At 52.7% G+C, this 12,262-nt stretch carries 11 protein-coding genes; 2 read left to right on the top strand and 9 right to left on the bottom strand.

Annotated elements, in window-relative coordinates:
* Positions 1-62 precede the first annotated feature (62 nt).
* From WNY38_RS01265 to WNY38_RS01225, 9 genes are all read right to left on the bottom strand, one after another.
* On the bottom strand, positions 63-1,514 hold the full coding sequence (locus WNY38_RS01265) for a GGDEF domain-containing protein (RefSeq protein ID WP_342855500.1): 1,452 nt from the start codon (positions 1,512-1,514) through the stop codon (positions 63-65).
* Between the two features lie 207 nt (positions 1,515-1,721).
* On the bottom strand, positions 1,722-1,949 hold the full coding sequence (locus WNY38_RS01260; RefSeq protein WP_342855499.1) for a hypothetical protein: 228 nt from the start codon (positions 1,947-1,949) through the stop codon (positions 1,722-1,724).
* Positions 1,950-2,068: 119 nt separating this feature from the next.
* Positions 2,069-2,644: an SMC-Scp complex subunit ScpB gene (gene scpB, locus WNY38_RS01255; RefSeq protein ID WP_342855805.1), complete on the bottom strand. Its 576-nt coding sequence runs from the start codon at positions 2,642-2,644 to the stop codon at positions 2,069-2,071.
* Between the two features lie 107 nt (positions 2,645-2,751).
* The gene (locus WNY38_RS01250) at positions 2,752-3,546 is read right to left on the bottom strand and encodes a ScpA family protein (RefSeq protein WP_342855498.1); all 795 of its coding nucleotides are present in this window, start codon (positions 3,544-3,546) and stop codon (positions 2,752-2,754) included.
* A gap of 33 nt (positions 3,547-3,579) precedes the next feature.
* On the bottom strand, positions 3,580-4,611 hold the full coding sequence (locus tag WNY38_RS01245) for a glycoside hydrolase family 3 protein (protein ID WP_342855497.1): 1,032 nt from the start codon (positions 4,609-4,611) through the stop codon (positions 3,580-3,582).
* Complete coding sequence (locus WNY38_RS01240) at positions 4,580-5,746, bottom strand: SPOR domain-containing protein (protein ID WP_342855496.1); 1,167 nt, start codon at positions 5,744-5,746, stop codon at positions 4,580-4,582. The genes WNY38_RS01245 and WNY38_RS01240 overlap by 32 nt, the downstream gene beginning before the upstream one ends.
* Before the next feature lie 114 nt (positions 5,747-5,860).
* A complete protein-coding gene (gene argS / locus WNY38_RS01235) occupies positions 5,861-7,579 on the bottom strand; it encodes an arginine--tRNA ligase (RefSeq protein WP_342855495.1) in 1,719 nt (572 codons plus the stop codon).
* 129 nt (positions 7,580-7,708) lie between these two features.
* Positions 7,709-9,634, bottom strand: coding sequence for a sodium:proton antiporter (locus WNY38_RS01230; RefSeq protein ID WP_342855494.1), 1,926 nt, complete (start codon positions 9,632-9,634; stop codon positions 7,709-7,711).
* Positions 9,635-9,695: 61 nt separating this feature from the next.
* The gene (locus WNY38_RS01225) at positions 9,696-10,877 is read right to left on the bottom strand and encodes a deoxyguanosinetriphosphate triphosphohydrolase (protein WP_342855493.1); all 1,182 of its coding nucleotides are present in this window, start codon (positions 10,875-10,877) and stop codon (positions 9,696-9,698) included.
* A gap of 125 nt (positions 10,878-11,002) precedes the next feature.
* Here WNY38_RS01225 and WNY38_RS01220 point away from each other — a divergent pair, with 125 nt between their 5' ends.
* Both WNY38_RS01220 and WNY38_RS01215 read left to right on the top strand, forming a co-directional pair.
* On the top strand, positions 11,003-11,335 hold the full coding sequence (locus WNY38_RS01220; RefSeq protein WP_342855804.1) for an iron-sulfur cluster assembly accessory protein: 333 nt from the start codon (positions 11,003-11,005) through the stop codon (positions 11,333-11,335).
* Between the two features lie 552 nt (positions 11,336-11,887).
* Entirely contained in the window at positions 11,888-12,229 is a 342-nt protein-coding gene (locus WNY38_RS01215; protein ID WP_342855492.1) for a hypothetical protein, read from the top strand.
* Positions 12,230-12,262 lie beyond the last annotated feature (33 nt).

The raw sequence follows: 12,262 nt of genomic DNA, 5'->3' as shown, positions 1-12,262 counted from the left end.
CAGAATCCAAGCCAATTGACTGCATCGGTAGACATATGTGTCTTGTCGCCTAGGTGTTCAGGTCAATGCACGGAGCGGTTGAGTAATATGTCTCTAGCCGTATCTTTTGACACTTTGCGCATCAAATCGCCATAAAGCATCACGCGGTTTCGTCCGAGAGATTTGGCTGCATAGAGCGCGTGATCTGCATCTTTTAACGCAATTTCGAGAGACTTTCCGACTTTTTCATTCATGGATGTTACGCCAATAGAAAGTGTCACGGATTCAAAATCTCCATTGTTCGACCATTTAACGTACGTCGCCACAGCAACACGCAAAACCTGTGCCACTTCCATTGTCCTTTCAAGCGACAGATCAGGCAAAAGAATCAAAAATTCTTCACCTCCCCAACGCGCTACAACATCAAGGCCGCGTACGCGTTCGCGCAACACCCGTGCGATGTTACGGAGCACCCTGTCACCTTCTTCATGCCCCGCGACATCATTGATGCGTTTAAACATATCAACATCTGCCATAATAACGCCAATTTGGTCGGCCCTCGACAACCGCGTTTCTTCGTCATTTGACGATCCGAAAGCCTGCATCTCACGGACCGCGCGCCGATTCCACAGGCCCGTGAGTGGATCAATGTTCGCCTTTCGGGTCAGCTCACGCTCCAATGCTCGTCTATCACGATCGACCCGCTCAAACATTGGGCCCGTGATCAGCATTGTCACCAAAAACAACCAAATCACCCCAGCAACGACTGTTTCGACTGCGCCGTCAAAACTAGTCCGGTCCGCAAAAAATCCGATAAGCCACGTTCCACCTATGACAATAATCATTTGCAAGCGCGCCATTCGCCCCCAAGATGACGTGGTTAAAAACGGACGCAGAAGTGAAGAGCGCACAAACAAAAGCAGTTCAGCTCCGCCAAGCGTTAGCAATAATACAGTCGTCGCCAAGGACATTTGGCCGTCTAAACCGCGATGATGATAGGAGAAGCCCAGGGCAGAAACACTCGGCAAGACCAATCCTGTTAAAATCATCACGATAGAGACCGATGAAGCGCGGTGCCGCAAGAAGGCTCCTGCACTCAATAGAAACAGGCTTAGCGCCGTACTCAAACCCATCGGACTATGTTGATCTAAGGTCAGTCCCAATAAGGATTCAATATCAGACGAAAACGTTAAATTTTGCCAAAGGAGCGCCTCGCAAATGCGCGATGATGCGAGTAACGCGATCAAAGCAAATGCAGCGTCACGAATATGCGTTGCTTTGCGAAATCCTCGTCGCCCCATGATAGCTACAGCCAAAAGCAACAAACATGTCGCTGTAAGACCATGCATGTCGTTCACGCGAGACACTGTTGAGAAAATTTGAATATGCATGACTATGGAAAAGAACAAAGCCATGGCACCCGCGGCACCCAAAAAGGCCAAAAGCTTTTGCAACTTCAAAGCGACAAGCGCGGGTCCAAAACCGACAGACCCCAATTGGCCAAATCCGGAGACAAGTTTTGTCATGCGACCCATATATGGCCGTCCTTCACACATACCATTTTGACGCCAGCTCCATCCTTAAGACAAAATTCACAAAGCAATATGAAAGAAGTGCGGCCAAAAGGTTAACAAAGTGTAAACGTGTTGAAGGCTAGAGTTCTAGATTTAAAAACAGGCAAAAGATTGCCCAAACTACGCAACATGCGATTTTAGTTCAAAGGCACAACACACTATGGTGCCCTAAAGCCGACGACCTAGCTTGGCAGCTTTGCGCGCGCGTTTGGCCATCAGTTTGGCTGATTGCTGCTGCTCTATATCGGCTGGCGTGTTTTGTTGTGTTTGCATTGGCTGTTGTTGCCCTGCGCCACGCCCTTTTGTCGCCGCGTTGATACCTGCGCCAATACCTTTGTTGACAAGGCGACGCATCACCTGACGGATCACCATATTAAAGATTCGCTCGATATTCATCTGCCACTCCGTTTTTTTCACAGCCCTATCCGTTAAAGATAACACTTTTGGTTCTGTTTTAAAGTTCACTACAGGGGCAATACGCCACAAAGATGGCGCTGGGTTAATGCACCCCGATCTTAACTTTCATCCTCAAACAAATCATCTTGCTCGTCGATGTCTTCCTCAGACATGTCCCCTATATCAGGCATTGGCCGACTTTCCAAAAGCCCAGCTGCGCGCAGCTCTTTCAAACCAGGCAAGTCGCGCGCACTTTCAAGGCCAAAGTGATCCAAGAAAATGGGCGTCACGATATAGGTCACTGGGCGCCCCGGCGTCATGCGCCTGCGGCCGAACCTGATCCATTCCATCTCGATCAGCTGATCAATCGTCCCACGAGACACAGAAACGCCCCGAATCTCTTCGATTTCGGCACGTGTGCAGGGCTGGTGATAGGCGATGATCGCCAACGTCTCGATCGCGGCGCGTGACAGTTTACGCGTCTCGATGGTTTCCTTTTGCATCAAAAACCCTAAGTCTGGCGCTGTGCGAATGGCCCAAGCCTCGTTCACGCGCACAACACGGACGCCACGCCCCTCATAGCGACGCTGTAACTGTTCCAAAGCCACCTTTGGATCACAGCCATGTGGCATGCGCGCGGTCAAATCAGCAAGGCTCACGGGATCAGCAGAGCCAAATAGCACGGCTTCAACCATGCGTTCTTGTTCGGCCAAAGGCGGTGCCTCAAACAGGCTTTCGCGTGGGGCTTGGTCTTGTGCTGCGTCTTCGGATGTATTCGATGGAGCGATTATTGGATCTTGGCTCATCTGATGTTCACGCTTCTGATTTGAATAGGGGCGAAAGTGTCGCCTTGGCGAATCTCAATCTTGCCAGCTTTTGCCAGCTCCAATGACGCCGCAAAGGTGGCTGCCGTGGCGGATCGGCGTTTTTTAGGATCAAGTTCCCAGCCTTCAGGCAAATAGGACGACAGATCAGTCCAATCGCCGGCAAAAGAAATCAGCCCACGCATCCGCTCAAGCGCTTGTTCCATCGACAAAATTGACTCTCGATCCAACACAAACGGGCGAAATTCGTCTTTGGTGCGAATGCGCGCATAGCCTTGCATCAGATCCAAAAGCGACGCGGTATAAGTCACGTTGCGCACGCGATCCATGGTTTCCGGTATGCCGCGCACAAAAAAATCACGGCTCTTTTGATCCCGCGCCATCAATTTCGCCGCCGCCTCGCGCATGGCTGACAGCCGCGCCAATTGAAACGCCAAATGCGCAGCAAGCTCTTCGCCTGACGGGCCTTCATCTGTTGGATCAGGGGGCAATAGCAGACGCGATTTCAAAAATGCGAGCCAAGCCGCCATCACCAAGTAATCAGCGGCCAATTCGATCCGCAGCTCTTTGGCCTTTTCCACAAAGGCCAAATATTGATGCGCGAGCTGCAAAATAGAAATAGTGCGCAGATCAACTTTTTGCGTGCGCGACAAGGTCAGCAGCAAATCAAGCGGGCCTTCAAAGCCGTCCACATCCACAATCAAGGCCTCGGCCGCAAGCCGCTCCTCGACACTCAGCACATCGCTCAGTTCAAATTGATCGTCTTGTGGCATGGGCTCAAACCGGCTCCAGTTGTTTGACCGCGCTTATAAAGACTGAAATTCAGCGTCCAGCGCAGCAATGTCAATGGTCTGTGTCGTTAACCTTGGCGCTTTGGGGCGGCTGTTTGCGGCGTAATCTGCGCGACGTTGTGCAAGATCACTCATGTATCCAAGCGCGGCGACGCTTTGCATCTCAATCAAATCACCATTGCAATGCAGCACAATATCACATCCTGCCTCAAGCGCTTTGTGGCCGCGTTCAAACACAGTGCCATCTAGCGCCTGCATTGACAGATCATCGGTCATAAGTAAGCCGTTAAAGCCGATCTCATTGCGGATCACATCAATACAGGCGGGGCTTTGTGTGGCTGGACGTTCTGGATCAATCGCCTCCATCACGATATGCGCGGACATTCCCATAGGAAGATCATTCAAGGCTTTGAATGGCACAAAGTCCACCTCAAGTTTGGCACGCGATGCCGATACTCGCGGCAGATTTTTGTGACTGTCTGCCGTGCCGCGCCCATGTCCTGGGATATGCTTCATCACCGCAGCTACGCCACCTGCGGCCATTCCGTCAACCATAGCACGGCCCATATGGGCCACTGTTGCGGGGTCAGTGCCATAACAGCGATTGCGCAAAAACGGATGGGTCAGATCACTGGCAACATCCAAAGTCGGCGCGCAATTCACATCAATGCCCACACCCGCCAAATCATCTGCGATCAATCGTCCCCGCAGCCACATGGCGCGTTTGGGATCAGATTTGGTCAAGATATCGTCAAGCGGCGGTTCAAATTCACGCCAAATCGGGCCACGCAAACGCTGGACTCGCCCGCCTTCTTGATCGATCAAAATCGGCGCGTGCCAGCCTACTGTGTCACGCAAATCGTTTGTTAAACGTCTAAGCTGTTCTTTTGTCTCGACATTGCGCGCAAAAAGAATAAACCCCCATGGGTTTGCGTCACGAAAGAACTGCGCCTCGAGCGGCGAAAGTTCCAAGCCCTCACAGCCAAAGATATATGCACCCTGCCCCATCTGCGCGCTAGCGTTGGCGCGCAGGCACACAGGCCGCATTGCTCGCGGTCAAAGCTGCGCAGAACCGATTGCTATCAGCCGCATCAGCAAAGCCAAGGGCGCGCAGACGATAAAAGGTTCTGCCACCAGATTCGGCCTGTTCAATGATACGGGTTTTGTCTTCCATCAAAGCGTCAAATCTTGACACCAGACGGTCCCATTCGGCCCGCGCAATATCTTCGTTTTGAAACGCACCAAACTGAACCAAAGGCGTGCCAACAGCCACTTGCGACGTTGGCACTTCATCCTCAGAACCGAGGGCTGCCAAAATATCACCTGCAACATCGTTCAAATTCGCGCCAGCAATCGCAGCAGGCGCAGTCACATCCGTCGGCGCGATAGCGGCCAAACGGACGGGGCGCGCTTTCGGCAAAGGCGACCGCGTGAACGCGCCTATCTTAGGGGCCAAGTCAACCTTAGGGGCCAAGTCAACGCTTGCATCTGCGGCCACAGGTTCAACATCGGACAGTTCAAGCGGCTCAGGCACAACAACTTCAGCCGCCAAAGGCACCGGAACTGGCAAAGGTTCAGCAGGCTGCGTGTAGGCGTTGTCAGGTTGATAATTGGACACAATAGTCACGGTATCGCCCATGGGACGATCTTCATCAGTCAAAGCCATAGGGCGTGGGGCCAAAGTCAGCGTATCCGCAGGCGCACCGGCAGAGCCGTCTGCCGTTACAGAATTCACCGACAGGCCTTGGTGCATCGCCAATTGACCACCGGGGTTTTCAGGCACCAATCGCGCATTGGCCGACATGTCACGGATCACAGGCACGCCAGAGACATCGCGCGCCATCAAGTTGTAACCCCAAATACCCAAACCAACTATGAGCGCCAAAGATACGGCAGCACCGCCCCATTGCGCAGCACCAAGTTTGGGTCGAAGCGGCGTGCCATCGGTGGCATACCCACGCCCTGAGGCATCATAAGTATAAGCAGATTGTGCCGCTGAAAAAGGTTGATCATGGCCGTGCGGATCAAGTTCTTGCGCGTAAAACTGCGACTGAGGATCAACAAAATGACCATTGCCGTATTGATCATAGGAAGAGTTCTGGCCCGCTTGCGAGCCAGATGAATAAGCGTCCGCCTGCGGGGCATAGCCCTGCTGCGTGCGCGCTGAATAGGTCTGCGCCATATCTTTGCCTCTACCGCTTCCCGTTTCAAAACAACGGGTTATCGCCTGCTCTTGAAAATGTTTGAAAACTAACGTTCCAATTCATTCCCCGACATCCGGCACAGGTGCTTATTTTTAACGCATCTCTTGTGCCGGCGTTACACCTAGAATACCCAATCCTGCAGAAATAACAACGGCAACGGCCCGTGGCAGGGCAATTTTTGCCGATGATGCATTTAGGTCATCTTGTAAAAAGCGCAGTTCCGGCTTGTCATTGCCCTTGTTCCACAGCGCGTGGAAATCTGAAGCCAGCTCATAGAGGTAGAAAGCAATACGGTGCGGTTCGTGCGATTTCGCAGCGATTTCGACCTGACGCGGCCAATCGGCCAGTTTGCGGGCCAATGTGATTTCAACCGGATCGTCAAATTTTGGCGTATCGGTCAAAACCACACCAGCAGCATCAGCTTTGCGCAACACAGAACAAACCCGCGCGTGGGCGTATTGAACATAAAACACAGGGTTGTCTTTGGACTGTTCAAGCACCTTGTCGAAATCGAAATCCAAGGACGCATCGTTTTTGCGCGTCAACATGATGAAACGGGTCACATCTTTGCCAGCCTGCTCGACCACATCGTTCAAGGTCACGAAAGTCCCTGCCCGTTTGGACATTTTGAACTCAGCGCCGTTTTTGAACAGTTTCACAAGTTGCACCAGCTTGATATCACAAGCCACTTTGCCGTCTGACAAGGCAGAGACAGCCGCTTTCATCCGTTTGACATAGCCACCGTGATCGGCGCCGAAGATATCGATGATCTCATCATAGCCGCGCTGCACTTTATCATAGTGATACGCGATATCAGGGGCGAAATAGGTCCAAGCGCCATCAGATTTTTGAATGGCACGATCCACGTCATCGCCGTGATCGGTGGATTTGAACAAGGTCTGCTCGCGTGGCTCCCAATCGTCCGGCATTTGGCCTTTTGGCGGCTCAAGCGTACCGCGGTAAATCAGACCTTTGTCTTTCAACTCAGCGATAGCGCTTTCGATCAAACCGGTGTCGTACAGCGCTTTTTCTGAAAAGAAATTATCCATTTTCACGCCAAGCATCGCCAAATCTGCACGGATCATTTCCATCATCGCGTCGGTTGAAAACACGCGGAAATCAGCAAGCCATTCAGATTCAGGTTTGCCGATCAGGCTATCGCCGTATTTCTCTTTCAGATCCTCGCCAACAGGCACCAAGTAATCGCCGGGGTACAGACCTTCTGCAATCTCCGGCGACAGCCCATTGGCCTCGCGGTAGCGCTCATAAACAGACCGCGCCAAGGTATCGACCTGACCGCCACCATCATTGATGTAATATTCGCGCGTCACGTCGTAACCGGCAAAATCCAAAAGGCTCGCCAAGGCGTCCCCAAACACAGCCCCGCGTGTGTGCCCAACATGCATAGGGCCTGTCGGATTGGCTGAGACATATTCAACATTGACCTTTTTGCCCGCACCAAGCGCGCTTTTGCCAAAGGCATCGTCGGTCAAAATAGAGGTCACCAAGCCGCCCCAAATGTCTTGGCTCAAGCGCAAATTGATAAACCCTGGGCCCGCCACATCGACACTCTCGACCCGTGGATCGGTCGCAAGTTTATCCGCCAAAGCCTGCGCAATCACACGCGGGTTGGACTTGGCGGGTTTGGCCAAAACCATCGCCGCATTGGTCGCCATATCGCCGTGCAACGCATCGCGTGGCGGCTCAACAGCAACATTGTCAAAGGATAGACCGTCAGGCAGAATGCCCTCAGCGGTCAATTCAGTGAGGCTATTGATGACAAGGGCGCGGATATCGGCGAATAGGTTCATGGTATTTGTCTCTTCTGGTGAGTTGGCACGGGTTTATCATTCCCCGCGCTCAGGTCAACGCCCCAAAACGGTTCAAATCTTCGCGTTGCGCACATATAAAGACGATCAATGAAAGTCGTGTTGTGACGCTCAAACAGTCTCAGGCGGGATTAAACTGATTAAACGAGTGGGCCCTGTCAGACGTGCGCGGACGGCAGACAATTTGGCATCACTCATGCGTCGCATCAATTCGGCTTTGGCCGCAGCGCGACGGTCCTCTGGTAATGCGTCAATCTTGGCCGCGGCCCTGTTCGGAAACAACAACTCAACATCGTCAGGTGACATGCGTTTCACAGCGCCACTCTCAGCCAAAAGCCCAAAAAGCTTGGCCTCTGGATGCGTTTCTTTCCAGTCATCAAAGCCAAATATATCGCTCAAACTGGTGATGTGAACCATCCAACCCTCTTTCATCAGACCTTCGAGATCATCAAAATTTCGACCCGTCCCAAAAGGTCGCCCACCCAGTTGCGTCGGCAAGGCGTGGTTTGCTTTGTCACTTTTATGCGGCGCGATTTGCCATATCTGTTCGCGACCAAATTCTGCGCTCAAATCTGTTGCCACAAGCGTATTATAAGCATCGTTTTCACTGGCGGCGATCACCGTTTGATAGGACAGCATTTCCACCGAATGCTCTGCAGCCTCTGACAAGACATCGCCGTAGAACACAGGCACGCTATGGGCGCGCGGCCGAATGAGACGGGCGTGATTGGTGTCGGCGACGATCACTGGCACGCCTTCTTTTTGCAAGGCCTCGCCCAAAGCGGTGGTGAACCGTGATCCGCCGACCAACATCACCCCAGGCGTGCCAGTTGCGGCCAGTCCAAGCAAACGCGCAAAAGGCGCCAGCGTGAATCCGTGCAGCACAACCGTGACCATAACCAATGCGAAAGCCAGCGGGCCGATGACGGCCCCGTCCATAATGCCAGCCGCAGCCAAACGTTCGCCAAACAGCCCCGCGACAGCGACCAACACCACGCCGCGCGGACCGGTGAACGCGATCAAGATCCGCTCATTGCGCGGTAAGTTCGTGCCGATCAACGATATGAACACCGTCAAAGGTCGCGCCACCAAGACGATCAGACCAACGAAAACGGCCGCGCGCCATGTCAATTGCCCCAGCGAGGCAAAATCAAGCGAGGCCGCCAACAAAATAAACACGCCCGAGACCAAAAGGATCGTTGCGTGTTCTTTGAACCGACGCAGTTCAACAAAGGACGGCAGATCGGCATTGGCGATCACCAAGCCCATCACGGTCACGGCCAACAGCCCACTTTCGTGCAACAACATGTCGGGCACAGCAAAGCAGACCAAAAGCGTCGCGAAAAGCACAGGCACCTTCATATATTCAGGCACTTGTCCGCGTTTAAACATGCGCGCAAGGCCCAGTCCTGTGACCAAGCCCACAACCAAAGCCACAATAAATCCGATGGTCAACTGCCCCAAGGCAGCCATAAGACTTTCCGCCTCGTGGAACACTAAGACGAACTCGAAGGCCAAAACGGCGGCCAAAGCACCGATAGGATCGTTGACGATGGCCTCCCACTGCAACAGACTGGCGGGTCGCTTATCAAGCTTGGCTTGGCGCAGCAGAGGTGCGATCACTGTTGGCCCTGTGACCACCATAATTCCACCAAACACGGCCGAAGTTTCCCAACCGAGCCCTGCCCCGAAATGCAGCGCCAAAGACGACAAAAGCCAACCCAAAGGCGCGCCGATACAGACCAAGCGTTTGACGCCTTGGCGCGCATCCCCCAGCTTGTGCAGTTCAAGCGTCAGCCCGCCTTCAAACAAAATGACGGCCACGGCCAAGGATATCAAAGGCTGCACAATAGGCCCGATGTCGCGCGCGGGCTCAAATACACCAAACACTGGCCCTATCAACAGACCAACAGCCAGCATCACAACGATTGCAGGCAGTTTGAGCCGCCAAGCGATCCATTGCGCGCCCACGCCAGCCGCACCGACAAGGGCGAAAGCTTGAACTGTCGTTAATCCAGCCAGATGTTCGGTGGCCATGTCGCAGCTCCTTTTTAGATCACAGGTATTGAGGCTTCAGATTGAGCTGTGCGCTCAAACGCTACTGTGCCGCCTCAAACAAGCGTTCATATTCTTGTATGGCAAAACGATCCGTCATACCTGCAACGTAATCCAAAACGATACGCGCCAAATCCGTGTCACTTTGCGCAACAGCAATCTCTTGGCGCCATTCTTCGGGCAACAGCTCTGGTTTTTCCATGAACAGCGGGAACAGCGCATTGACCATCGCGGTAACACGCTTACGTTCAACAATAACAGAAGGTGCACGATACATTCTTTTGAAAAGAAAAGATTTAATCGCTTTTAAATTCTGAAAAAACGGCTTGGAAAACCGAATGATTGTGCGGTCCATATCACGAATATCTTGCGCGGTTTCAGGCATCGCACTGCTCAGCCGATTGTTGGCGATGGTGATCACATCCTCGACCATATAACCGAAAATCCGCCGCAAAGCCTCGTGGTCGCGCCTGTTACGATCAAGGTCCGGATACAGGCGATCTACTTCTTCATAGGCTGGTCCCGTCAATGGCAGCTCCATCAAATCCTCAGCGGTAAACAACCCTGCGCGCAAGCCATCGTGCAAATCATGGTGATTGTAGGCGACATCATCCGCGATGGCCGCCACCTGCGCCTCAGCCGAGGCAAAAGTGTGTAGTTCCAGATCGAACTGGTCGTTCACATCTTTCAGCGCATAGGGAATAGGCGCATCTGAGGGGTGTTTTTTCGGGTCAGCGTTGGGGCCTATAATGGGCCCGTTGTGTTTGGCGATACCTTCTAAGCTTTCCCAGGTCAGGTTCAGCCCGTCGAAATCGGCGTAATGCTTTTCCAACTTGGTGACGATCCGCAAGGCCTGCGCGTTGTGATCAAAGCCGCCATAAGGCGCCATCAGCTCTACCAAAGCGTCCTCGCCCGTGTGCCCGAAAGGCGAATGGCCCAGATCATGCGCCAAGGCGATGGCCTCGGCCAAACCTTCATTCAGTCCCAAAGCGCCTGCGATGGTGCGCGCCACTTGCGCGACCTCAATCGAATGGGTCAGACGTGTGCGGTAGTAATCGCCTTCATGTTCGACAAAAACTTGCGTCTTATGTTTGAGGCGGCGAAAGGCCGACGAATGAATGATACGGTCGCGATCCCGTTGAAAAGGCGAACGAAATGTCGAAAGTGTCTCGGTATAAAGCCGTCCGCGGGTTTCCATCGGTTGGCTTGCATAGGATTTGAGCATGGACTGTCCTTGTCGTGCGTCGTTACGCCCCTTATATTGAAAGATGTACACCGCGACAAACGCCGAAGCCTGTAAATTCAAAGGTTTCGCTAAAAATGTCGCCTATCAAGAGCATTGCACAGATTATGACACTCACTTTGCCGCCCCAAGTCACCCCACGCGCCTTTGCACGGCTTGCTGAAATTAACGCCGAACTTGGCGATGTGAAAGCATTGCGCGTGGCTGTCGATGGTGGCGGCTGTTCAGGGTTTCAGTATGACATCACGCTTGATGATCCGGCTGAGGATGATGTTGTGCTTAAAAGTGACGGATCGATTGTAGTGATCGATCCAGTGTCTTTGCCATTTTTGGAAAACGCTGTGATCGACTTTACTGAAGAACTGATCGGCGCGCGGTTTGTGATTGAGAACCCGAACGCCACATCGTCATGCGGATGCGGCACGTCCTTTTCAATGTAATCTCAACTCTTGATGTGAAGCGCCTTTTCCGTGTGAAATAATATAGCACCTAAAGTCTGCGCCCTCAATCTGAGTACACCTCTGAGCACACCAAAGACGCACTCATTCTAACCGCCTGCACCCTAGAGCGCCGCGGCATCTATCTGAGCGATGTCTTTCAGGCCGTGCGCTCGCGCGCGGGAACATCCTGCGCCCCGCTCCCAAAATCCCATAAAGCTTTAGGCGGTACTGACGCCATTAACACATAAAAAAACACCAAGGCCCGCCTTGGTGACATCGTTTTGCTGCGCCACGACTTTTTTCATTCGCGCCACAGCCAACACAAGTTCACAAATCTTAATCGATGCTCGCATCCACTTCCGTCTGTGCCTTTGCGCGCCAAGTCTGCGCATCCACGCACTCACGGATTTGTCAAATTTCACTCTTTTTCTTGTGAACAATCAAGGCCTTACAATTTCAGCTGAAGCGTCTATTTCAATTGGCAAGGCAGCAATGAAGCCACTAGGGCACGCCGCCAGACACAAACTATTATTCGTCTTGAAAGGACACACCATGTTTAACACTTCCGTAAAAACACTCGCCGCAGCAGCCGTACTTATCGCAGCCGGTTCTTCCGCTTTCGCATCCGACTACATCTTCACAGACAACTCACAAGACCTGAAATCATATGTCGAACTTGACCTTGTGCGCGCTTCTTCAGCTGGTGTTGTAGACGTTTACGAACTTACAGCAGACGGCCAAGGCAAATTGCTCGGATCACAAGCTGTTCACGCCGGCGCCAATGACAACGTACGTGTGAGCTTTAAAACAATCACCGTTCACGATGTCGTCGCAGTGCTCACCACAAACGGTTCTGTTGCAGCAACTGAAACTATTGATGTGTCTGTAAACTAAGCGACACGCCAAACCTCATCAAAATTGGGTCGC

This window comes from Pacificibacter sp. AS14, assembly GCF_038899935.1.
GTDB lineage: Bacteria > Pseudomonadota > Alphaproteobacteria > Rhodobacterales > Rhodobacteraceae > Celeribacter.
Note: the sequence above shows the minus strand (reverse complement) of the source record. Positions and strands in the feature narration are given on the sequence as shown.